24 protein-coding genes and 1 riboswitch are annotated in these 23052 nt (G+C 57.0%); of the genes, 15 read left to right on the forward strand and 9 right to left on the reverse strand.

Going from position 1 to position 23052, the window contains the following annotated elements; translation table 11 throughout:
• Nucleotides 1-112 precede the first annotated feature (112 nt).
• Nucleotides 113-622, forward strand: a complete 510-nt coding sequence (locus Dform_RS02165) for a class I SAM-dependent methyltransferase (protein WP_076003574.1) — start codon at nucleotides 113-115, stop codon at nucleotides 620-622.
• Here Dform_RS02165 and Dform_RS11175 read toward each other — a convergent pair.
• The 3 genes from Dform_RS11175 to Dform_RS02175 are packed head-to-tail and all read right to left on the reverse strand — an operon-like array spanning nucleotide 596 to nucleotide 2319.
• A complete protein-coding gene (locus Dform_RS11175; RefSeq protein WP_145925509.1) occupies nucleotides 596-913 on the reverse strand; it encodes a hypothetical protein in 318 nt (105 codons plus the stop codon). The two genes, Dform_RS02165 and Dform_RS11175, sit on opposite strands and share 27 nt — an antisense overlap.
• Before the next feature lie 3 nt (nucleotides 914-916).
• Nucleotides 917-1957 carry a DDE-type integrase/transposase/recombinase gene (locus Dform_RS02170; protein WP_076003575.1) on the reverse strand — a complete coding sequence of 347 codons (1041 nt, stop codon included), beginning with the start codon at nucleotides 1955-1957 and terminating at the stop codon, nucleotides 917-919.
• Nucleotides 1954-2319, reverse strand: coding sequence for a hypothetical protein (locus Dform_RS02175; protein ID WP_076003576.1), 366 nt, complete (start codon nucleotides 2317-2319; stop codon nucleotides 1954-1956). The genes Dform_RS02170 and Dform_RS02175 overlap by 4 nt, the downstream gene beginning before the upstream one ends.
• 325 nt (nucleotides 2320-2644) lie before the next feature.
• A riboswitch (cobalamin riboswitch) is annotated at nucleotides 2645-2841 on the forward strand.
• 129 nt (nucleotides 2842-2970) lie between these two features.
• On the opposite strand from Dform_RS02175, the gene cobS reads away from it, so the two are divergent.
• The 7 genes from cobS (at nucleotide 2971) to bzaB (ending at nucleotide 11974) form a co-directional block, all read left to right on the forward strand.
• Nucleotides 2971-3726 carry an adenosylcobinamide-GDP ribazoletransferase gene (gene cobS, locus Dform_RS02180; RefSeq protein ID WP_076003577.1) on the forward strand — a complete coding sequence of 252 codons (756 nt, stop codon included), beginning with the start codon at nucleotides 2971-2973 and terminating at the stop codon, nucleotides 3724-3726.
• Nucleotides 3726-4814, forward strand: a complete 1089-nt coding sequence (gene cobT / locus Dform_RS02185) for a nicotinate-nucleotide--dimethylbenzimidazole phosphoribosyltransferase (RefSeq protein WP_076003578.1) — start codon at nucleotides 3726-3728, stop codon at nucleotides 4812-4814. Before cobS ends, cobT begins: the two co-directional genes overlap by 1 nt.
• Nucleotides 4807-6336: a DUF2284 domain-containing protein gene (locus Dform_RS02190; RefSeq protein WP_076003579.1), complete on the forward strand. Its 1530-nt coding sequence runs from the start codon at nucleotides 4807-4809 to the stop codon at nucleotides 6334-6336. Before cobT ends, Dform_RS02190 begins: the two co-directional genes overlap by 8 nt.
• A 4-nt stretch (nucleotides 6337-6340) precedes the next feature.
• A complete protein-coding gene (bzaD, locus tag Dform_RS02195; RefSeq protein ID WP_076003580.1) occupies nucleotides 6341-7669 on the forward strand; it encodes a B12 lower ligand biosynthesis radical SAM protein BzaD in 1329 nt (442 codons plus the stop codon).
• Nucleotides 7666-9207, forward strand: coding sequence for a B12-binding domain-containing radical SAM protein (locus Dform_RS02200; protein WP_076003581.1), 1542 nt, complete (start codon nucleotides 7666-7668; stop codon nucleotides 9205-9207). Before bzaD ends, Dform_RS02200 begins: the two co-directional genes overlap by 4 nt.
• Nucleotides 9208-9228: 21 nt before the next feature.
• Nucleotides 9229-10527 (forward strand): phosphomethylpyrimidine synthase ThiC, encoded by a 1299-nt coding sequence (thiC, locus tag Dform_RS02205; protein WP_076003582.1) that lies wholly within the window; start codon nucleotides 9229-9231, stop codon nucleotides 10525-10527.
• Between the two features lie 163 nt (nucleotides 10528-10690).
• Nucleotides 10691-11974 carry a B12 lower ligand biosynthesis ThiC-like protein BzaB gene (bzaB, locus tag Dform_RS02210; protein ID WP_076003583.1) on the forward strand — a complete coding sequence of 428 codons (1284 nt, stop codon included), beginning with the start codon at nucleotides 10691-10693 and terminating at the stop codon, nucleotides 11972-11974.
• A gap of 30 nt (nucleotides 11975-12004) precedes the next feature.
• On the opposite strand, the gene Dform_RS02215 is transcribed toward bzaB, so the two are convergent.
• From Dform_RS02215 to Dform_RS02225, 3 genes are all read right to left on the reverse strand, one after another.
• Complete coding sequence (locus Dform_RS02215) at nucleotides 12005-12490, reverse strand: hypothetical protein (RefSeq protein ID WP_076003584.1); 486 nt, start codon at nucleotides 12488-12490, stop codon at nucleotides 12005-12007.
• A gap of 86 nt (nucleotides 12491-12576) precedes the next feature.
• Entirely contained in the window at nucleotides 12577-13437 is an 861-nt protein-coding gene (locus Dform_RS02220) for a PIG-L deacetylase family protein (protein ID WP_076003585.1), read from the reverse strand.
• A gap of 107 nt (nucleotides 13438-13544) precedes the next feature.
• On the reverse strand, nucleotides 13545-14969 hold the full coding sequence (locus tag Dform_RS02225; RefSeq protein ID WP_076003586.1) for an acetyl-CoA carboxylase biotin carboxylase subunit: 1425 nt from the start codon (nucleotides 14967-14969) through the stop codon (nucleotides 13545-13547).
• Between the two features lie 323 nt (nucleotides 14970-15292).
• On the opposite strand from Dform_RS02225, the gene Dform_RS02230 reads away from it, so the two are divergent.
• The 7 genes from Dform_RS02230 to Dform_RS02260 all read left to right on the forward strand — a co-directional run bounded on the left by Dform_RS02230 (nucleotide 15293) and on the right by Dform_RS02260 (nucleotide 20622).
• The gene (locus Dform_RS02230) at nucleotides 15293-15754 is read left to right on the forward strand and encodes a phage tail protein (RefSeq protein ID WP_076003587.1); all 462 of its coding nucleotides are present in this window, start codon (nucleotides 15293-15295) and stop codon (nucleotides 15752-15754) included.
• A gap of 32 nt (nucleotides 15755-15786) precedes the next feature.
• Nucleotides 15787-16149: a hypothetical protein gene (locus Dform_RS02235; protein WP_076003588.1), complete on the forward strand. Its 363-nt coding sequence runs from the start codon at nucleotides 15787-15789 to the stop codon at nucleotides 16147-16149.
• 18 nt (nucleotides 16150-16167) lie between these two features.
• Nucleotides 16168-16548, forward strand: a complete 381-nt coding sequence (locus Dform_RS02240) for a hypothetical protein (RefSeq protein WP_076003589.1) — start codon at nucleotides 16168-16170, stop codon at nucleotides 16546-16548.
• Between the two features lie 97 nt (nucleotides 16549-16645).
• The gene (locus Dform_RS02245; protein WP_076003590.1) at nucleotides 16646-17248 is read left to right on the forward strand and encodes a hypothetical protein; all 603 of its coding nucleotides are present in this window, start codon (nucleotides 16646-16648) and stop codon (nucleotides 17246-17248) included.
• Nucleotides 17249-17348: 100 nt separating this feature from the next.
• Nucleotides 17349-18056, forward strand: coding sequence for a response regulator transcription factor (locus Dform_RS02250; RefSeq protein WP_076003591.1), 708 nt, complete (start codon nucleotides 17349-17351; stop codon nucleotides 18054-18056).
• Nucleotides 18043-19176 carry a sensor histidine kinase gene (locus Dform_RS02255; RefSeq protein WP_076003592.1) on the forward strand — a complete coding sequence of 378 codons (1134 nt, stop codon included), beginning with the start codon at nucleotides 18043-18045 and terminating at the stop codon, nucleotides 19174-19176. The genes Dform_RS02250 and Dform_RS02255 overlap by 14 nt, the downstream gene beginning before the upstream one ends.
• 51 nt (nucleotides 19177-19227) lie before the next feature.
• Entirely contained in the window at nucleotides 19228-20622 is a 1395-nt protein-coding gene (locus Dform_RS02260; protein WP_076003593.1) for a purple acid phosphatase family protein, read from the forward strand.
• Here the strand turns inward: Dform_RS02260 and Dform_RS11695 are convergent.
• From Dform_RS11695 to Dform_RS02270, 3 genes are all read right to left on the reverse strand, one after another.
• Nucleotides 20619-20753 carry a hypothetical protein gene (locus Dform_RS11695; RefSeq protein WP_257787724.1) on the reverse strand — a complete coding sequence of 45 codons (135 nt, stop codon included), beginning with the start codon at nucleotides 20751-20753 and terminating at the stop codon, nucleotides 20619-20621. The two genes, Dform_RS02260 and Dform_RS11695, sit on opposite strands and share 4 nt — an antisense overlap.
• A 190-nt stretch (nucleotides 20754-20943) precedes the next feature.
• A complete protein-coding gene (locus Dform_RS02265) occupies nucleotides 20944-22308 on the reverse strand; it encodes a hypothetical protein (protein ID WP_076003594.1) in 1365 nt (454 codons plus the stop codon).
• Nucleotides 22309-22415: 107 nt separating this feature from the next.
• Complete coding sequence (locus Dform_RS02270; RefSeq protein ID WP_076003595.1) at nucleotides 22416-22868, reverse strand: hypothetical protein; 453 nt, start codon at nucleotides 22866-22868, stop codon at nucleotides 22416-22418.
• Nucleotides 22869-23052 lie beyond the last annotated feature (184 nt).

Raw genomic sequence — 23052 nt, forward strand, 5'->3', positions numbered from 1 at the left:
TGAGCTTGTCGAACCATGAACGGAATCGGGATTATGAAGATGAGACAACATTATGATTTTTGTCCGAAATGATTCTGCAGGCTACAATCTTTGTTGGATATGGAGCGCGCTGATGAATGAGAAAATCAAAACTTCAAAAACAACCGCCGCCCGCTGGGAGCGAACTTACAAGACAAATCCGGTTGCCGGTTTGCCGTGGGAAGAAGGGGCGCCGTCGGACAACCTCATCGAACTGATCGAATCGGGGCAGGTACCACCCGGTCCGGTTCTCGATATCTGCACCGGCTCCGGAATCAACGCTATCTATCTGGCACAGCGGGGCTACGAGTGTCACGCGGTGGACATCTATCCGACGGCTATATCCATTGCCGGGGAAAAAGCGGCTAAAGCGGGCGTTGCCTGCGATTTCAATGTAGGGGATATCCTCGATCTGGCTTTCCCCGGAAACTTCTTCAACCTTGTTTTTGACCGTGGTTGTTTCCACAACTTCGCTCCGGGGCAGCGTTCAGCCTTCATAAACGAGGTTTACCGGGTATTGAAACCGGGAGGCCTTTACCAGCTTAATTCCTTGGCATCGTTCCATTTAGGTTGTTCCTCATATGGACAATTTCCCTATGACTAGGGATAAAAAGGATGTAAAGGCGGCTAGATAAAATCCAACCGATGCTATTCTTCTCTCATTTCTATTAGCTTCGTTCAACGTGTCGAGATAACCATTGAAATCTTCAACAAAATCTGTGATAGGTTGGTCAATATCTTGCCCCATAATTCGAACTTCAAAATGCATATCTTCGCGTTGGGGGCGAGGCGTCTGCCGAAAATGTTCAATCTTTTTACTAGACTTATTCCATTCATAGTAGCCAAGCACCACAAATACCAATCCTGTTGTCAGCCAAAGGAGTTCAATTGCCATAAATTACCTCCCCATGCCTATTTGTCGTCTCACTTCACGAGGGATTCTAGGCGTTAATCTCGGTAGCTTTGCTTTTACTTCAACAATCGAAATGCCAGCTTGGGTTAGGCGGCTTGTCTTTGGTGGCTTTCGAGTTTTCTTGAATGATTCATCAAGCTTGTATCGTCTGCGCGGAATGTCAGGTTCTGCGCGGTCTTTAAGATGTTCCTCTTTGGATATGGGCATCCGGCAGACATCGCCCCAATTCTTGATTGAGATATCAAGCCCAGCCATTTCAGCAGGTGTCTTGTTATGGAGTGCCTCATGCGGTCTGAAGTGGTTGTAATAGACGGCAAAGCCATCGGTGAATGATATTAGAGTCTCAATATCCCGAAAGCCACGCATAACCTTTGTGCGGTCTTTCAGGGTGTTATGGAAACGTTCTATTTTATTCGTGCTATCCTCTGCCACAAACGGGCGGCTCTGCCGATGTTCGGTGTCAGCCCCGAAAGCTAATTCGATTCCATCCACGTAAGCCCGATATTTATCGGTCAATACAACTTTAGGTTGTTTGCCTGCACGTTTAGCGGCGGCTTCCATCAGCATCTGCGCGTCTTTAGTTCCGCGAGTGAATGACGCCCTGGTTGCGATTAAATAGCGGGTGTCTGAATCAATGATGTCCCAGAAAAATATCTTGCGCCCATCAACATCCATAAACGTTTCATCGGCGATCCAAGTGTCCCCAACTTTAGGGTGTTCATTCCGGTAATGTTCAACAGCTTGGTCTGTGTATTTGTTCACCCAGTTATAAAGAACATGCTTTGAGGCTTTGTACTGGTATTCTTGTTCAAGGAATTTGCTAATGTCGCCGTAGCTCATTCCGGTGTAAAACATGTTCAATGCGCTAGTAACATAATTCGGCGGCTTCTGCATATTGAACAAAGCTGAATCAGCTTTGAATTTCCGCTTGCAAGATGGACACCAGTAAAGCTGTGTCTCTTTGTATTTACCGAATTTTGAAACATGTTCAGATTGGCAGTATTTACAGGTGATTCCGTTATTCATTTCATTTTTTCATCCATTTTCTCGACTAACTTATCGATGGACTCTACTAATTTTGTGATATTAGAATTATTGTCATCTAGTTTTTTATTTATTTCATCAAGTTTTAATTTCGTTATCTTGCCTGAATTTCTATATAGTAAAAAAGCACAGGCTATTATTGTCCACAAAGCTACCGATGAAATTAAACCTAAAATGTCTTTCAATGGGCCCTCCGTTGTAAGGGCAAAGGGAATAATAAACGGAAATATAATACCCGCGATAACAAATAGAATTTGAACGAGATTTTCCCATTTATCCCATTCCCGTTCGATTCGTTGTATTTGCCTGTCCAAATAATACTGAGGTTCTTTTTGGTCAGCCATGCTACTAATCTCCTCTTGCTACTATTGGCAAGAGGATACACCTTCGCGGTAAAGCACTCAACTAACATGGAACGATGCCAATTCCTTTAGTAAACGGGGGCATAATTGGGGCGGCCCGCCATACGGTTTTTCTCCGGGTGACATACGCAAATTGTTCCACTCTTCATTCGAGATTCTCCGGATCAAGGAGATACCACTCGGCGAGGGAGAATCCCGCCAGTTTTTCCTATCGGCTTTGATGAAAAAGCCAATTGAATCACCCGCATGTCAGAAAATTAATCATTGACATAAAACAACTGCATTGTTATAATTCTGAACAATTGAATATCGCGTGAGTGGTGTCGGCGTCCCGATAGTATCGGGACTTAATTGGGAAACCCTGCGAAAATCAGGTGCGGTCCCGCCGCTGTGACCGGGGACGAAACTTGGGATATGCCACTTTCCTGTTGAAACAGGAGGGGAAGGCCTCAAGGAGTAGGACGATCCGGGAGCCAGAAGACCTGCCGGCAATCAAAAACCCTCGAGGAAAAGGGCTTCATGGGAAATGGTAAATCCCTGAGCCGATGCTAACGGTTTAGGGATTTTTCTTTTTCCGGCGGAAATCCCTGAACTTAGCTTGAGTTTGGGGATTTTTTATTTGGCTGAAAATCTATGAAGACGCAATTCATGCTGGCGCTCCAGTTCTTGACCAAGATGCCGTTCGCCCAGGCGCAAACGGTCGAAAACCGCACCATGGCCCGGTCGATGTCCTTCTTCTCCTTAATCGGCCTGCTCATAGGCGGCGCATCCGCCGCCCTTTACTGGGGGCTTTATCAGATATTCCCTCCACTGGTCGCCGCCTTAGGCGCTATGATCTTCGCCGTTTTGGTCACCGGCAACCTCCACGGTGATGGCGTCATGGACACCGCCGACGGCATCTTCAGCGGCAAACCGCGAGAACAAATGCTGGAGATCATGAAGGACTCCCGCGTCGGCTCCCACGGCGTCATGGCCGGCGTCATAGTTGTCGCGGCTAAGCTCGCGCTACTGAGCGTCATGGACCTCAGAACGGCGATGATCGCCCTGGTGGCGGCGCCGGTGCTCGGCCGCTGGGCGCAGGTCTACGGCGCCGCCCGTTATACCTATATCAGGTCCACCGGCATCGGTGTCTTCACCGACCACGTCGGCTGGCGGGAACTCGGGCTCAACTCTGTCGTCACCGTTGGCGTTGCGGTTGCCTTGCTGCAACTGAGCGGTTTGATCGCTCTCGGTGTCGCCTTTTTCGGGACGATCTTATTTTTCAAATTTATAAAGGGCAAACTCGGCGGCATCACGGGCGATACCCTTGGCGCTGCCAATGAAGCGGTCGAAGTGCTGGCGATGCTGGCGATTGTGTTTATAGCCCACAACATTGGGGGTGGCTTGTGATGAATACGAACTTAGATGAAGTGATCCTAGGCATCAGGCCGGTAGACACTGTCTGGCGGTCGAAGGCCAGGGCCAGGCTCAACGATTTGGCGATCCCCTTGAACAGCCTCGGCAATCTACTCGATTTGGCTGAGCAACTCGCGGCGATTCAGGAATCGATGACGCCTTCAGTCAAGAGAAAAATGATCGTGACCATGGCCGGAGATCACGGGGTCTGCGCCGAGGGCGTGAGCGCCTTCCCCCAGGAAGTCACTCCCCAGATGGTCCGCAACTTTGTAGCCGGAGGCGCGGCCATCAACGTCCTGGCTGAAGCGGCCGGCGCCGGCGTAACCGTGGTGGATATGGGCGTAGCCGCGGACCTGAGCGACCTGGCCGCCCAGAAAAAGATCCTGGGTTATAAAGTCGCTTCCGGCACCGGCAACATGGCCGTCGGCCCGGCGATGACCCGGGAGCAGGCAATCAAGGCGGTCGAAGCAGGCATCGAGATCGCCACGAGGCTAATCGGCGATGGCGTTGAATTGCTCGGCACCGGCGACATGGGCATCGGCAATACGACGCCCTCCGCCGCCCTCCTGTCGGTATTTTCAGGCAAAACGCCCCGGCAGGTCACCGGCAGGGGCACCGGCATCGGCGACGCGGCGCTTGAAAACAAGATCCGAGTTATCGAGCAGGCCATCGCCTGTAACCAACCCAATCCAAGAGACGCCATCGACGTACTTGCTAGGGTCGGAGGGTTCGAGATCGGCGGTATCGCCGGCCTTATCCTGGGCGCGGCCTATCACCGGGTGCCGGTAGTCGTCGACGGTTTCATCTCATCGGCCGGAGCCCTGGTTGCCAAGAAATTGGCGCCGGCTTCGGTTGACTACATGATCGCCGCTCACCAGTCATTGGAGTTCGGCCACCGTCTGATGCTGGAAGAACTCAGCCTGCGGCCGATATTGAACCTGAACCTGCGGCTGGGCGAGGGCACCGGGGCAGCCCTGGCTTTCCCCATCGTCGAGGCCGCCTCCCGGGTTATTTTCAAGATGCTGACCTTCACCGATGCCGGGGTCACCGGTCCGGGCAAGGAGGACTCCGCGCATGCGTGATCCCCAGGATTTGAGTCCGCAGTACCTGGAGGACCTGGCGACGGGTTACTGGCAGTCAGAGGTACTGTTCACCGCTGTCGAAAAAGGCGTCTTTAGCCTGCTCGAGCCTGACGGCAAGGTTGTAGTAGAGCTTGCCGCTGAATTGGGTTACCAGCCCGCGGCTTTCAAGCGGTTCGTACACGCGTTATCCGCGATAGGCCTGGTCTATGAGGCTGACGGATTCTGCGGCAACACCAAATTAGCCCGCAAGTACCTGGTCAGGGGCGCGCCTGAATATCAGGGCGATTCCATCCTGTGGCGCAAATACCTTACAGAAAATTGGAAGACTCTCGACCGGTGCCTGGAACAGGGGACCCGGGTCCTTTTCCAGCCGGCGGACGAACCGGAAGCCGCCACCAAAGAGCGCTTCCGAAAATATTGTTTGGCTATGGACTCCGTAGCTAAGACCAAGATCGAAGAGATATTGCCCATTTTCGCCGGACTCAATCTTGAGGGGGAAATCCTCGACGTCGGCTCCGGGCCGGGGGCTTTCTCAGCCGGCTTCCTTAAAACCTTCCCAGACACCCGGGCAACACTATTGGATATGCCCCAGGTGCTGGAGTCTGCGGCCGGATGTCATGCCGGCACTAACCTTGAAGGCCGCATCGAATACCGGCCTGCCAATGTGCTTGACCCTTGGAACTTGCCCCACAAATATAACCTGATCATCCTGTCCAATATCCTCCATGCTTTCGCTGAGGTCGAGGCCGGGCACGTGCTGTCCCAGGCGGCCGCCCACCTGGCTGACGATGGGCTGATCCTCATTCATGATTTCTTTCTTGAGCATTCCCCTGAGAAGGGCGCCCTGTCCGACCTGAACATGCTGGTCAACACCTACAACGGCAAGGTGTACCCGGCAGCCTGGGCGCGGCAACAGTTGCAACAAGCCGGGCTTGCCTTAACGGAATTGATCCCGCTTGAGTCGGATACCGCTGTCCTGGCGGCGGCGCGGAAACCGGAAAATCTGGGCAAACTTCAGATCGGCCGAATTTCCCAACTGGCAGCCAGGATCAGATCGTTCGGTTTCGAGGAAGTCAAAGAAATCACCCCTGATTTGATCTCGGTTCCGGAGTGGGTGGGTTTGAAGTGCGAGTTTGGCTGCGAGAGTTTCGGCGAAGCACATTGCCCGCCAAACTGCATCAAGCCCGAAAAAACGCGCCTGATGCTCAAGAACTTTTCAAAATGCCTGCTGCTCCAGGGAGTCCCGCCGACCCGCCAGTTCCAGGCCAGGGTTTTGAAAGCTGAACACTCGGCCTTCAAAGCGGGGTTTCACAAGGCCTTCTCCCTGTGGGCCGGACCCTGCAGCATCTGCGCTGACTGCCCGGGCACCGAGGCCTGTACCAATCGTGAAAACGCGCGGCCGTCAATGGAAGCTTCAGGTATCGATGTCTTCACCACCGTACGGAACGCCGGCCTCGCTGTAAAAACGCTGCCGGAAGCTGATGACTACGTGAAATATTTCGCCGTGCTGCTTTTGGAGTGATAAGTTGAAGGTTCTGCTGATACAGGCGCCGTCGGTGGAAAGCGCGACCAACGAAAGGGTTTACCCGATCGGGCTGGTCAGTGTGGCCACCCATTTGAAACGCGCCGGGCACGACGTCTCGCTGTTCGACATGAACCTCCAATCCGATCAATTCGGCTCGCTCAACGCTAAACTGCTCTCCGAGCGGCCCGATGCCATCGGTCTCGCGCTTCGCAACATCGACCCGCTGGCTAACAAAACCAGCTCCCTTATCCCGCCCTTCGTCGTCACCGTGCGGATGATCCGGGCGCTTTTGCCCGGTGTCCCGATCATCGCCGGGGGTACCGGCTTCACCCTGTTCCCGGAGCGGATCATGCGGGAACTTCCGGAGATCGGCTGGGGTATCAAGGGAGAGGCCGAACTGGGCCTTCCGGCGCTGCTGGCCGGCAGCCCTCCCGGGGAGATTTCCGGACTATGCCGCCGCCTGAACGAGGACGTCATCGTCAACCCGGCGGCTTCCCTCTATTCTTTTGACGACTACCTTGTGCCGGACCGGGACCTGTTGCCGCCGGATATCTACAAAGGTATCAACAGCTATGCCCCGGCTTTCGGCATCGAGACCAAGCGCGGCTGCCCGCTGCAGTGCGCTTACTGCGTCTATCCTCAACTGCAGGGCAAAGTAATGCGCTGCCGCAAGCCCGCTGAAGTCGTCGATGAGATCGCGATGCTTAATCGCAAGTACGGGTTGACGGACTTCCACTTCAACGACCCGGTCATCAATATGCCCGTCGGCCACCTCGAGGAAATATGCGAGGAGATTCTGCGCCGGGGTCTGAAAGTGACCTGGACCGGTTTCTTCCGGGAAGACGTGCTGACGAAAGAAAAGGTCCGGCTCTATGAGAAGTCGGGCTGCAGCTGTTTCCTGTTCTCGCCGGATGGGTTCACCCAGAACTCGCTCGATGTATTGCAAAAGAAGCTCGATGTCGCCGATGTCGTCAAGGCGGCGGAGTTGACCTCCGGGACCGACGTGCTTTCCGTTTATCACTTCATGACCAACGTGCCCGGCGAGACGTGTGAGAGCATCTCTCAGGCGAAATCGATGATCGATCGGCTATACAAAATACACGGGCCCAAGCGGAACCTGGGCGCCGTCGTCCTCAACAACATCCGCATTATGCCCGGTACGCCCATCGAGGCCATCGCCCGCGCCGAGGGTGAGATCGATGACAGCACCGACCTGCTGTACCCCGTCTATTACAATCCCTCAAAAAACCAGACGATGAGGTACCGGCTGGAGATTCATAACACCACTAAAAATGTATTCATGTGGCAACAGATCGGGGAGCGGAGATGAAAGTATTTCTGTTGGAACACCCCCGACGCATCGCCCCGGAGCGCTGCAACGACATCGCCAACGCGCCGCTGTCATCCAGCCTGGTCACCGGCTGCATTGCCGGAATGGTCCAGAGCCTCGGCCACCGTGTCGAGATCGCCGAGGGGTTTCTCGACCAGCTGACCTACGACGAAATTCATCGCCGGGTGGCTGAATTCAAGCCCGAAATCTTGGGAGTTCACCTGGTATATGTCTGGGGCAACAACGAAGAACTGTTCGCCTTCCTGCGGCGTCTCAAAACCGAAGGCCTGGTTGGAAAGATCGTCGGCTACGGCTACTATCCCACCTTCGCCTACGAGGAAATACTTAAAGCCTGCCCCGAGTTCGATGGGTTGTTCGTCGGCGAACCCGAGTTATCGGTCGCCGAGTGGTTGGCCGCCGGAAAGCCGGTACCCGGCATGGCCTGGTTGGATGGAAACGCCACGATACAAATCCGGAGGCGTGACCTCAATAAGGACCTCGATTCCCTGCCGGATCCTGTCCGCACCCCCGCCATGATGCGGATGGCTGAGGTCAACATCGAGGGCAGCCGTGGCTGCTACGGCAAATGCACTTTCTGTTATATCAACCCGTATTATGGCGAGAACTCCTGCTGGCGGCCTAAAAGCCCGGAGCGGGTGATAGCGGAGATCGACCGGATCATCGCCGAATACGGACCCCGGAAATTCTATTTCACCGACCCCAATTTCTTCGGCCCTGGCAACATCGGGCGGGAGCGGGCACTGAAGCTGGCCGCGATGCTCAAAGAACGAAACATCAAGTTCGGCATCGAAGGCCGGGTCAATGATATACGGCCGGAGGTTATTTCCGCCCTGGTCGATGCCGGTTTTACCGAGATGCTTATCGGTTTGGAAAGCGGCCGCGACGAGTCTTTAACACGCCTGAACAAGATGACCACCGTCGCCCAGAACGAGGAAGCCCTCAGGGTTTTACGAGCTAACGGCATCGAACCCAGCGTCGGCTTCATCATGTTCGAGCCGGACTCCAGCCTGGCCGATGTCCGTACCAATTTCGAGTTTTTAAAACGGAATGACCTGCTGAAAAACATCTTCACCACGGCCAATGTGCTCTACCACCCGCAAATCATCCTGCAAGGGACGTCGGCCTACCGGACGATGCAGCAGGAAGGACGGCTCATTCTCCGGGACACCACCTATGAGGGGCGGGCCGCCTATTCCAACGCGGCGGTGGCGCGGCTGGCAGAAATCATCGGCCGCATGACCAACCATTTATTTATCGCCATGAACCGGGTATGGCAGGGGCAGCTCAACGAACCGTCCAATGCCGCCGAGTTGTATCAAGTGATCACTAAGCTGCTCGTCGAGCGTTTCGAGAACACCTTGGCCCGGCTCGAGGCGGGAGAGCGCATCGACGAACCGGCTGCCGACAATATCGTTGCCGGGACCAATTCCAAAATAGAAGCTATTTTCGTCACCTTTCCGAAGGGCGAACGCTACAGGATAACCGATCCCGCAATTGGTTGCGGTTGTGGTTCATAGAAAAGAGTTCAGGAGGGAAACATGTTGACCGTTGAAGAATTGACCAAAGGCCTGACCCCGGAGCAGATCGAAGCCGCCGCGGAGACCGAAGGCGTATCGCCGGAGACAATCCGGAAAGAGGTAGAAGACGGCACCATCGTCGTCCCCTGCAATCCGGCGCACCGCGGCCTGAAGCCGGTAGCTATCGGCAAGGGACTGCGGACCAAGGTGTCGGCCTCTATCGGCATCGATTCCTGGGACGGGACGGTAGCCGGCGAGCTTGAGAAGCTGCGCGTCGCCCTGGACGCCGGCACCCACGCTATTATGGACCTGTCCATCGCCGGGGACATGGACGGCGCCCGCCGCGCCATCCTTGAGGCCTCGCCGGTTCCGGTAGGCACCCTGCCGATGTACCAGACCATCGCCGAGGCAGCCCAGAAGCATGGCTCTTCACTGGCCATGACCCCGGAGCAGATGCTCGAGATCATCGAGCGGCAAGCCGCCGACGGCGTTGATTTCCTGGCCCTGCACTGCGCTACCACCATGGCTACCGTGGAGCGCGCCAAGGCCGAGGGCCGCATCGACCCGCTGGTAAGCTACGGCGGTTCCCATCTCGTCGGCTGGATGATTCACCACAAGAAAGAGAATCCCCTGTACGAGAATTACGACCGCATCCTGGAAATCGCTAAAAAATACGGTGTAACTTTAAGCCTCGCCGACGGCATGCGCCCCGGCTGCCTGGCCGATTCACTTGGCGGCGCCCAGGTGCAGGAACTCGTCATCCTGGGCGAGCTGGTGGCGAGGGCGAGGAATGCCGGAGTCCAGATCATGATCAAGGGCCCCGGCCACATGCCGCTTAATCACGTCAAGGACACCATCACCCTGCAGAAGAGCCTGTGCAAAGGCGCGCCGTACTTCGTCTTCGGGCCGCTGCTGACCGACCTCGGCGTCGGCTACGACCACATCAACGCCGCTATCGGCGGGGCGCTGTCCTCCTGGCACGGGGCGGATTTTCTGTGCTACGTCACCCCGGCGGAGCACATCGGCAACCCGGACGCTTCGCAGGTGCGCCAGGGCGTCATTGCCGCCCGCGTTGCCGCCCATGCCGGCGACCTGGCCCGCGGCCTGCCGGAAGCCGTCCAATGGGACCTGGACATGTCCAACGCCCGCCGCGACCTGAAGTGGAAGGAACAGATCAGGCTCTCCATCGACCCTCAGCACGCCCAGCACATCCGCCTGACCCGGAACGACGGCGATATCGAGACCTGCGCTATGTGCGGCAAATTCTGTGCCATGAAGATCATCGCCGATCACATGCATTTCAAGCGCCACAGTTGTTAGATACGCTTTTCCTCTCCCTTGATGGGAGAGGATAAAGGAGAGGGTGAAGGGGTGGGGTGATGGTGAGGGGTGTAGGGGCGAGCGGCGCTCGCCCACCAGGTGAAAGTAGGGGCGACCGACCGGTCGCCGCCAGGTGAAAAAAGGATTACTGCGAGGAAATTGAATGACACAGGTACTTAAAGCCCGCGCCGGCAAAATAACTGAGGAAATGGAAGCCGTCGCCCGCGCCGAGGGGTATGAACCGGAATTCATCCGGGAACGGGTAGCCGATGGCCGTATCGTCATCCCGCGTAACAAGAACCGGAAACCGTTCCGCTATTGCGGCATCGGCGAAGGCATGCGGGTCAAGGTCAACGCCCTAATCGGCACCTCCTCAAACCGCGACGACATGGCGCTGGAAGCCCGGAAGCTCAAAGCCGCGCAGGACGCCGGCTGCGACTCCTTCATGGACCTGTCCACCGGTTCCAGTATCGATGCCATGCGGCGGCAGACGCTGGACCTGGCCGATGTCGCCGTCGGCTGCACTACCATCTACCAGGCCGGGCAGGAAGCCATCGACAAATACGGCTCGGTGGTCGAAATGAGGCCTAATGAGATCCTCGATATCATCGAAAAGCAGGCGGCCGAGGGCATGGACTTCATGGCCGTGCACTGCGCCTTTAACAACGTCGTCCTTAAAACGATGCAGACCACCGGCCGGGTCACCTGGGTGGTGTCTCGCGGCGGCGCTTTCATCACCGGCTGGATGCTCCACAATCAGAAAGAAAACCCGCTGTACGAGCATTTCGACCGTATCCTGGAGATCATGAAAGCCCATGATGTCACCCTTTCGGTCGGTGACGCCATCCGCCCCGGCGCGACCGCCGATTCCATGGACGGCGCTCAGATCCAGGGTTTGCTGGTCCAGGGCGATCTGGCGAAAAAAGCCCAGGCCGCCGGAGTGCAGGTGATGATCGAAGGCCCGGGACACGTACCCCTGAACCACGTCGAAACCACCATGCGCCTGGAGAAGCGGCTGTGCAACAACGCGCCGTACTTCATCCTGGGCACGCTGGCCACCGATGTCGCCCCCGGCTACGATAACATCACCGGGGCCATCGGCGGAGCCTTCGCCGGTTCCTGCGGCGCTGACTTCCTGTGCTACCTGACGCCCGCCGAGCACCTCGGGCTGCCGCTGGAAGAGGATGTCCGCATCGGCGTGGTCACCACCAAGATGGCGGCTCACATCGCCGATGTCGCCCGCGGTCATAAAGGCGCCATCGCCCGCGAAGAAGAGATGGCCCGCGCCCGGGTAGCCGGGGATATCGACCGCCAGATCAAGGTTGCCCTTTCCCCGGATAGGCTCATCGCCGCTACCAAAGGCAACGGCCACGGTGGGCATCTGTGTGTCTCCTGCGGCGCCGACTGCGCCGTTCAGGAAGCGGCGAAGTACTTCGGCATCGCTTGATTCAGGGTGACCGCTGGGCGTAGGCAAGAATCATTGCTTGGAAAGTCCGGTACTCACCGTCCCGAAACCAATAGGTTGGTAAGGTTCGTCTGTCTCTATGTCCCAGACCCAAACCTGACCGCCGATCACCGTGGTGCAAAAGACGAAATAAAACTGGTCGGAGATGACTTCCTGGTCGACCGAGATGACATAGCCGTCTTTGAGCGCCGCCGCCTGCTGGCCCAGCGCCTTTGAATATAGCGCCTCCATGGTGCCGGACGGCGGGAGGTCGCTGGTCTTGTCAATGGCCAGCCATGCGGTCAGGTCGTTCAAGCTGGCAAACTCTCTTGGAGGGTAAACCTTTGCTATCTGGTCGTATTTGCCCTGGAGTGTGCCGAGCTGGGAACTCAGATCGGTGACCTGTTGCGAGAGCGCCGTGTTTTTGTCGACTGCCACCTGATAGCGGGAGTTTGAAGTACAACCGGCTAAAAAGACCGCTGCAGCGCATAAAGCTAAAAGCCATTTCAGAGTTTTCATGTCTCTCCTTTGCCACTCCGGAAAAGACTTGGTTCAGGCTCAAATCCAGTTTATGGCACAAGGAGGCTTAATACAAGGGGTATTTTTCAGGGAATCCCTTCGAAAAGATCGTTTTCCCGCTTATTGTCACCGGTTGGGAAGGCAAGGGTAAAAGTATCCCGCCGCCCGAAGAGTCTTTGGAAGACCGTCAACATTCCTCCCCTGGGTGGTCCTCCCGCCAGTTGGCTCCGATGGCAGGCCGATGCCGCTTTTTTGGCTTTCAAGGCTGCCGGATCGAGTTTGATGATCGCGTTTACCGGCATTTCCTCGCCAACCAGGGCGGTCAGATCGATATCTTTGTTGCGGCCGAACTTCTTCGGGTCTTGTCCGATCAGCGGAAGAACCCTGACAGCGAATTTGAGGAATCGGCGGGGAAATACGTTGAAATAGAGTTTCGACGGCTGGAAGGGGTTGCCGGCAGTTGGATAGGTTTTTGTTTCTCCGGCGGCATAGAAAGCCATCACCGTTGCTTTATGGGTGGCGATATGGTCGGGGTGGCCGTAATCGCCATGGGGGTCGTGGGTTAAAACTACCTGAGGTTTGATTTCGCGGATGATCCTGACGATCCTTTCGGCGACCGCCGAGGTGGATGCGTTGCACAATGCCTCGGGATGTTTGTTGTCCGGGCTCCCGGCCATGCCGGAGTCCCGGTAGCCCAGATGGAAGATGCCCGAGAGTCCCAGGGCTTTGGCGGCGCATTGCATCTCGGCCCAGCGGACATCTCCGGTGGTGACCAGGCCGGACATGAAGAATTGCGGGTCGATGGTCCCTGCTTCGCCCCGGGTGGCGCAGGCGACATAGACTTTGACGCCTTGCTGAGCGTAACGGGCCAGGGTTCCGCCGGGTCCGAAACTCTCGTCGTCAGGATGGGCGCCAACGAAAAGCAGCGCGCGGTCGTTAGTCATCATGGCTTAATTTTACCGCATGCGGAGGCCGGAGACGAAAATCCCCGGGCGGCCAATCCGGTTTGTTCCGGTTCGACCTGCGTAAGGGACGATCTTTGATTTTTGTCGTCTTACTGCGGCTTGGGCCGGTAGAAAATCGTCGACAGCCTTTCGGCCAGGGACTTGTCCCGTTCTTTGATCCTCTGCATGTCCGCCAGCAGGCCGACTTCCCGGGCTATGAAATCAGTATCGAGCGACCCGGAAACGAAGCGAGGGTTTTCCATGATGGCCTTATGCAGCACGAGGTTGGTATCGACGCCCAGGATGATGTACTCGTAAAGCGCGCGGCGCATGCGCAGGATGCACTCGTTGCGGTCCCGTCCCCAGGCCACCAGCTTCGAGATCATCGGGTGGTAGCAGTCGGGGATGGTGTACCCGTTATAAACTCCGGAATCGACACGGATGCCCACGCCGCCCGGTGAGCGGTAGCCGGTCAAGGTGCCCGGCGACGGCATGAAATTTCTCAGCGGGTTCTCGGCGTTAATCCGGCACTCTATTGCCCAGCCGTTGGGCTTGATATCTTCCTGTTTGACCGACAGGGTCAGCCCGGCGGCGATATTGATCTGCTCCTTGACCAGGTCGATGCCGGTCACCATCTCGGTCACCGGGTGTTCCACCTGGATGCGGGCGTTGACCTCCAGAAAATAATAGGAACCTTCAGAATAGATAAACTCGACAGTGCCGGCCCCGACGTACTTGATGGCCCGTGCCAGCCTGACCGCCTGGTTGCCCATCTCGGCGCGTAGTTCCGGGGTTAGGGCGGTCGACGGCGATTCTTCGATGACCTTCGAATGGAAGCGCTGGATGGAGCACTCGCGCTCGCCAAGGTGCACCACGTTGCCCTGGGTGTCGGCGAGAATTTGGAATTCGATGTGCCGCGGCCGTTCGATATACTTTTCGATATAGACGCTGGCAACGCCGAAGCTCTTCTTGGCCATCTGGGGTGACAGTGTCAGCGCCCGCTGCAGGTCGGCGTCGCTCCTGGCGATGACCATACCGATACCGCCGCCGCCCCCCGCCGGTTTGACGATAAGGGGATAACCTATCTCACCCAAATCGTCCTGGAGCTGACAGAAATCGGCGGGGCATTCGCCGGTACCGGGAACAACCGGGACGCCCGCTTTAACCGCTTCCTCACGGGCGGCGATCTTGTTGCCGGTCACTTCCAGCACATTGGCGGGTGGTCCAATGAAGATGATCTTTGCTTTCTCGCAGGCCCGGGCGAACGCGGCGTTCTCGGACAGAAACCCGTAACCGGGATGGATCGCCTCAGCGCCGCAATGCTTGGCGATCTCGATGATCTTCTCCATGTTCAGGTAAGACAACGATGCCGGGGCAGGCCCAAGGAGATAGGCTTCATCGGCGTACTTGGTGAAGAAAGCCTCTTTATCCGCCTCGGAATAGACAGCTACGGTATTGATGCCCAGTTCGCGGCAGGCGCGCATTACCCGAATCGCTATTTCGCCGCGGTTGGCTATGAGAATCTTGCTGATCATGCGGCTATCTCCTTGAATGGTTGTTCAAGTTGATAATATATCATAAATGCTGGTACCGGTTCAGCTTGAGGCCGTTTTCGGAGTGGTTATTAAAATCAAAATAAACATGAACGCGCATAGGGGGTTCCCGAATGTGATTTACATCTTTCCGGGGGTGTCAGTTTAGCCTCAACCGGCATCCACAAAGCTGAATCGAACTACGGCGATCGCCTCGGGCTGAAAGTTGTCCGGGATGCCGGTTCTGATGTGGGTGATCCGATTATCAGATTCGGAAAAATCTGTTTTATTATGATGATTGAAAGCAATTTATAGTGAGGATGAACATGGCTTATGTCGTCGATTTCACCAATGTTTCTACCGTAGGGTTGGAGTCTTCGCCGGTGGCGCAAGCCCTGGCCGGGCTCAGAGCCAACGAAGCCCGGTACTACATGAACAAATACGGGCATCATTTTACGACTGTGCCCGCGGCTGAGAGCGGGGACACGCTGGAATACGTCAACCGGATATTGAAGCATGAGCGGGGCATTGAGTTCGCCGCCAAGCCCCTCGAGACCTCCCGTTTCCAGGTCGCAAATCTCAAGATGGCCTATGTTTTCTACGAGGACGGCCTGGCGGTCAACGTCATGTACGCCGTCGATGACCCGGGGCACCGCGCCGTCGGCTTCAAGCTTTCGGAGGGCATGGAAGTGCCCGCGGAACTTGGCAAGTTCAAATTCGCCAGGCAGAAGTCAAAGCTGGCGGGTACAATCCGAGGTTCATTTTTCGTGATCAAGGGAGAATATTGACCTGATTCAGCCGGTCATCGGTAAGTAGAATAATGTTGCTGCTGATACCTCTTGTCTTGATCGCCATCTCCGCGGTTTGGCAACTCAAACCCAGCCGCGGTATGGAAAAATCACGATATTACGCGATATTTGCCGTGGCTGTTCCGGCCATTATTTTGGTTATCGCCGCTCTTATCGCCCAGCTCATGGAAATCTCATCCGGTGAGGTATCCGATGTCGCTAACGACTTTTTCACCGTCGGATTGTTTTTGATGCCCGTCGCCTTCACGGCGCTCATTATCTTTGCCCTCCGCCGGCAATGGGAAATCGTGAAAGGGCTCGGATTTAGCCTGGGACTCTCATTCATCGCCCTTACCGTTGAATTGGGATTGCTCGCCTGGTGGTCGACCATGTAAGCTTAGTCCAACATTCCTGTGATCATCGAGGCCCACACCATAAAAGCTACATCAGTTCAGTCGCCTGCCTGGAAACCGGTCCTGGCGGGCGTGCTCAATTTCATCTCGGCCGTTCTCTGGGCGGGAACGGTAATTTTTATCCTGCTTTTAACCCTCGGTCTGTCGGTCAGTTTCGGTTCGCCCCTTGAAGGCTGGGGACTCTTGCGGTTGTGGCTATTTTTCGTGGTGTTTATGATCCCGCCGGTGGTTTCGGTGATAGGCGGCGTCTTTGCTTTGCGGAGGCGGCGGTGGCGATGGGCTTTTGCCGGGGCTATTTGCGCCTGCCCGGTCCTTTTAGGTTTCGTTTCCGCCTTTTTGTTGATCCTGTCGAAAGACCAGTTCCCCCCTCAAACCCGATAAAAGCATTCTCCCCATCTTCACAATACCTTGCCGCCATCTTCATCGATTCTTCACATGGCTCTGGTATTCTTGAACTATCAAACAAAGGAGGAAATCCATGAAAGGCTTCTCAAGAAAATGGTTGGTAGTTCTAGCGGTTCTCCTGGCCGGTGTTTTCGCAATAGGAATACCGGTTCTCGCCTCGGCGGCCAATAACCCCGCCGCGCCGGGGGTAACAAACGCCTACGGGCTCGGCTGTGTCGATTCCGGCGCCCTGGCCAGGGTCGCCACCGTGCTGGGGCTGACCCCCACCGACCTTGCCACCCAATTACAGTCAGGCAAGACGCTAGGGGCCATCGCCACCGAAAAGAACGTCGCCGCCTCGGTTGTCGTCGACGCGATCATCGCTCCCTTCCAGGCAAGGGTCAACCTGCAGGTCCAGAATGGTTACCTGACCCAGGCCCAGGCGCAGACCGCGCTTGATGCCGCTCGCCAGGCTGCCCAGAACCTGCTGACCCTGAACGTCACTTCAGCCGTCGGATACAACGGCTGGGCAGGGTTCTGCGGTGACTACCTGAACACCAGCGCCGGCCCCGGACCGTTCGGTCCCGGCATGATGGGCGGCTGGGGTTACACCGGCGACACCACGGTAACGCCCGGTGCCCCGGCAGCTCCCGGCTTCGGCTGGGGCATGATGGGCGGAGGCTTCGGCTGCCGCTAGTCTCATCAAATCTATCCCAGGGCGAACGGGCGATGGGCCACCATCGCCCGTTTTGCATCCAAAGCTAAATTAGTCATATAGTGGTAGGCGAGGTGACGCCATGTCCAAAGCCAAGATTCTTGTCGTCGACGATGAACCCAAGATTGTCAGCACCGTCCGGGCATACCTTGAACGCGACGGCTACGAGGTGGTTACCGCCGGCGATGGCAAAACGTCCGTGGAAGTTTTCAAACGGGATAAGCCCGACCTTATCATCCTCGACCTGATGCTGCCGGAGATTGACGGCCTCGAAGTCTGCCGGACCATCCGCCGCGCTTCCGACGTGCCCATCATCATGCTTACCGCCCGGCAGGAAGACGCGGACAAGCTCATCGGCCTGGAGATCGGTGCCGACGATTACGTCACCAAGCCCTTCAGCCCCCGGGAGCTCGTCGCCCGGGTAAAGGTCATCCTGCGCCGGGCGAAACCCAGCCCCTCCGCCGCGGCCTCAGCCCGGATCGAAGCTGGGGGCATTGTCGTCGATGAGGATAGATTCGAGGCTACCTGTCACGGCCAGCCCATCCCCCTCACCGCCACCGAGTTCAAGATCCTGACGGCGCTGGTCCGGAACGCCGGGCTGGTCCTTTCACGAAGCAAGCTGCTCGACCTGCTGGGTGAAAATTACGAGGGCTACGAGCGCACCATCGACGTTCACGTCAAGAACCTGCGCCGCAAACTCGGCGAAGCGAATATCGAGAGCCCATGCTCCATCACCACCGTTCACGGAGTAGGCTACAAATTTCAGGAGCCCGATCATGGCAATCAATAGATTTTTCAACCGGCTTTCGGTGAGATTGATCCTTGGCTTTCTACTTTCGTCGGTCCTCGGCATGGGACTGGTCGCTATACTGGCCTATAACGCCACCTCCGGCAGTTTCCACGACTTTGTTATCACCATGCAGGGTATGATGGGCAACGGTCCCGGCGGCCCCGGCGGCATGATGGGCAACGGCAATCTTTGGGGCCAGCAGATCACCGTGAATTTCCTTTCGGATTTTGGCCGGACACTGTGGATGGCCGGCCTGCTGGGTGTTCTCCTGGCCATTGTCCTCGGCGGCTTGTTTACCCGCAATATCGTCGCCCCGGTGGGCAAGGTAGCCGCGGCCGCCAAGAAAGTCGCCGGCGGCGACCTGTCGCAGAAAGTCCGGCTCAAGGGCTCGAGTGAGCTGGTCGAACTCGGCGAATCATTTAACTCCATGACCCATACCCTTCGCCGGGACCAGGAGTTGCGGCAGAACATGGTGGCCGACGTAGCCCATGAGCTGCGGACGCCCCTTTCGGTGCTGCGCGCCAACATCGAGGCGATGCAGGACGGCGTCCTGGAGACCAGCCCCGCCAACCTCGAATCCCTCCACCAGGAAACGGTAAACCTGGGGCGGCTGGTCGAAGACCTGCGGACCATCACCCTGGCTGAAAGCGGCCAGCTCAAGATCCACCGTCAGGAGACCGATGTTTCGGCGCTGGCTGCGAGGGTTGTTGAGGCGATGAGGACCCAGTTTGATTCGAAAAGCATCGAACTGGCTGTTGAGGCCCTGAGACCGGTTGAGGCTGACGTCGATTCCGACCGCATCGAGCAGGTGCTCAGGAACCTCCTGGCCAACGCGCTCCACTACTCATCCTCAGGCGGCAGGGTTGTGGTCAAAGTCGAGAGGAACGACAGCGGTGCCGTTATTTCGGTGGCCGACACGGGCATCGGCATATCGGCGGAAGACTTGCCGCATATTTTCGACCGTTTCTACCGCGTTGATCGCTCCCGCGCCCGCGCCACCGGCGGTTCCGGCCTTGGGTTGGCCATCGTCAAGCAGCTGGTGGAAGCGCACGGCGGCAGGGTAAGGGTCGAAAGCGCGCTTGGCAAAGGCAGCACGTTTTCCTTCTCCTTGCCCGTCTAAAAAGGCGCTTGCCCCGTTGCTATAAACGGTGGTTGTCTTTAAAATGGGTCGATGAGAAAATCTAAATTCTTTATCGCGCCCCTGGCCGGCGCAATAGCCGTATTCGTATTTCTGGCCTGGGCTTTCAGCCAGCATGGCACCCTCGGGCTGTTCCGCGTTAATGGGGAATTCCACCAGTATTTTATCGGAGCAGGCGTGCTCGGGCTGGTTATGCTGGTGCTCTCCGGTTTGTACTTGTGGAAAAGGTCGAGGCATAACCCCCGCTTTCCTACCCTGCTGACGGTCTTCGTCTCGATTCTTTCGCTCTTCTCCATGGTCGTGCCTTCCGCGGCGTTCGTTTACACGGGCGATGTCTTTGCCGCCGGCATCGGGGACACCCCGCCCCAACTGCTTATCGCCGACGGTTCGGGTTCCTCCGGCATCCCCAACCTGGCGGTATGTTTCAACACCAGGTCCCCCACCAAAAATACCCTCGAATGGGGCCTTGCCGGCGGTGCGCTGGCGCGATCGCAAGAATCCGCCGCTTCGACCAGCCACGTCTTCATGCTGCGGGACCTCGTTCCGGACAGCCGCTATGAGTACCGGGTTAACGGCGGCGCCCCGGCTTATTTCAACAGCCTGCCGGCCGGCGGTAAAATCCGTTTCGCCGTGGGCAGCGATGCCCATTTCGGGGCTGCCGACGCCTCGCGGCAGGCCAGCGACGCCATGCTCGCCCAGATCGCCGACCCGGCCAACGGCTACGGCATGTTCTTTGCCCTGGGGGACCTCGTCGAATACGGCTTTACCCGCGGCCAGTGGCAGGAGGCTTTCGATTCGATGGCCTCGGCGAGCGCCACTATCCCCACCCGCTACCTCCCCGGCAACCATGACACCCTGTTCGCTGGGTTTGGTAATTTCCAGGACTACTGTTACCCGCCGGGGATGGATCTGCAGTCCGGGTCACCGCTGTGGTACCGCGTTGACGCGGGCAATGTCCATTTCCTGTGTCTTGACATCGAGTGGAGCGCCGAGAGCATCACCGTCGCCCAGGAAGCCTGGCTGAGAGCCCAGCTTGAGAGCATCCCGGCCGGCGACTGGAAGATCGTGTTGTGCCACGGCTTCTTCTACGCCTCCGGTTCTGTCTCCGAAGGCTGGCCGTGGTACGACAACCAGGAAACGATATCGAGGCTCGGGCCGTTGTTTGAGGAGTTCAACGTCGACCTGGTGTTTTCCGGGCACGCCCACCAGCTTGAATTGCTGCGGCATGCCGGGGTGACCTACGCCGTCTGCGGCGCCTTCGGCGGGGCGCCGGATGAGCCGAGGAGCTACACCTCGCCGGCGAGCGTATGGTATGAAAACGGATCGTACGGCTTTGCCGACGTATCTATCGACGGCAACGCCTGCACCCTGACCATCAGGGATCCGAACGGGGCGCCGCTCAAGACGATCTCGGTCGTTAAGGGCTAGGACAGCCGGTCGAATTGTTCCAGGTCGGAGGGCTGATATTGCTCTTCCCTGACCCGGATGAGGCGCTCGGTTTTCAGAGACGCGGTCCAGGCGACGGCGCTGACCGCGCACGCCAACAACACCATCCACATATTCAACCTCCATCGCCCGGATGATATAAGAATAAACGAAAGCCCGGTCCTGGCATATCCGTAATGCTACTGTTTGTTGGGGAAATAGTTCCTTAAAATCCCCGATTACAGCCCTGAATTCTTTTGTCTTTGCGAGGGCCCGCGATTCATCAGGGCCCGTGGCAATCTTCATCGGATAGTACACCGATTTTTACCCAACCCGTCCCACCGCCGTCCGGGGTTCGTATTTGGAGGCGGCTTTGATCACCAGCGCCAGCGACATCAAATAGTCGTCGTGGGAGAGGGAGGGGTTGCAGTAGAAGTTCAGGCTTTGGTTTGTTTTGTAGTCAGCGGATGCGGTTTCAAGTTCCTTCCAACATTCCTCGCATTCGGGAGAGGCGTCGCGGGAGTAGAGTTGCAGGCGCCCGGTGCCCGCGGCAGCCAATAGTTCATAGCCAAGCTCGCTCTTGGAGTGGGTGGTAAAAACGACTGGAACGACTCGGTGGCCCAAAGATGTTTTCAGCGTGGCGCACAGGGGCGCGCCCAGGCCGGTGGCATCGGCGGCGATACGGCGTAATCCCCAGGCCCTGGCGATGTCGACGATCTTTGGCAGGAGAATGGTGAATGGGAGGCCGGTCCAGGAGTAGTGCCGGACGACGCGGATTAGTCCTGAGTTAGTGTAGGGGCGGGTCTCAGACCCGCCCTCAACGATCTCGCCAATAGTCAGCACTGTCGAGTCGCTGGCGGTGTTGCCTTCGCCGCCGAAATCCAGCCCCGCCACATAAACCGCTCGCGGCTGGGCGGTCCGCTCACGCGGAAAATCGCCGGTCATTTTCATGAGGTGATCGTCGGAGAAGAAGCCGCCGCTTTTGCCGACCTCGAGCAATTGATACTGAGTCCTGAAGGTGGGGTGGTTCTCGCCCAGGCGGGCGCGTTCGCCCTCGACATAAAGTCGGTAATCATCGTTATAGAGAGCGACCTCCTGCCAATCGAAGTGAAAATGTCTTTTGATGCCGTCGGCTTTCTCCAATTCCAGGTTGTGTGATTTGACCGTGTCGAGCAGATTGCCTTCGCGCCATGGAGTCCCGTAGAGCACTGTCGTGGCGTTACGGGTGGCGGCCATCGGGCGAAAATCGCGGTCGAACTTCTCTATCGATACGTCCTGGGCTTCATCGATTTCGAGAAGAAGGTGTGCGGTATTTCCCACCACGTTGGCGTTCTCGCTCCCGGACAGGAAGATCACCCGCGCCTGGCCGAGCCGGACGATGTGACCGGCCTCGATGACGTAATCGCCTCCGAAGCCGATGGAGTCCAAGCTGGCGCATAACCGCCGGAGGGAGATCATTGCCTGCGGCTCGAAGGTGGGGGCGCACTTCACGATATTGAGCGGCTGTTCGACGTTATGCACCAGCGCCCAGGTCTCGATCCAGGCCGAAAGCTCATTCTTGCCGCCCTGGCGGGCGATCTCGACGGAAAAGGTGAGGCCGCGATCGTTCACGATGGAATCGGTGACGGCGCGGTAGATTTCATGCTGGTAGGGGCGGAGGGAGGCGATGGTATCGGGTGCAAAAGACATAAAGACCAAATCCTAATATCTAATTTCTAAATCCTAGTGATGTCCGTTCGTGGTGAGCTAAGCCTGTCCTGAGCTTGACGAAGGAAATCCATGGACGGACGTCGCCGTCATTCCTTAATGATCTCCGCCACGCCGCCGGCAACCCCAGCCGCCCCGCCAAGGATGCTGATGATCTTTTTAGCCTTTTCAAAGACAGCGTTTTGTCCTGTGTATTTGCGGCGGACCATTATGAGGGACAATTTGCCGATTACTTCCGAGAATAGCTTGATGTTTTCGGGATCGAGTTCTTCCAATAGCTCGATCTTGGAACGCAAAAGAACGATCTCGGCGTCAAGACCTTCGAGCTGTGCCGCCTCTTCCATCACCTCCTGCCGGGGAGTGGCGGCATACTTGGAGTAGAACCCGTGGATGCGGGCTTTCTGGTTTCCCGGCTGGCTGCCTTCGTGTCGCCCGGCCGCGGGAGTTTCGGGTTTCTCGTTTCGAATTTCGGCATTTCGGATTTCGGGCTGGGCCGTATTCTGTTGTGGGGAGGCTTTAGTAGTACCTGTGTTCTGATTCATACCGAGAATTATAGCACAGGAGTACTCCTAAGCTGTCAAGCGTCTCGTGTCGTTTTTGGTACCATTTTCAAAAAATATATTTACCACATAGCTTAACATAAAGAAACCGCCGCGAACCGAGGGTATGCGCCTTTTTCTCGTATCCCGTTCGTCCTGAGCTTGTCGAAGGATGAACGGGATATTG

The sequence above is a fragment of the Dehalogenimonas formicexedens genome (genome assembly GCF_001953175.1).
Classification (GTDB): Bacteria; Chloroflexota; Dehalococcoidia; order Dehalococcoidales; family Dehalococcoidaceae; genus Dehalogenimonas; species Dehalogenimonas formicexedens.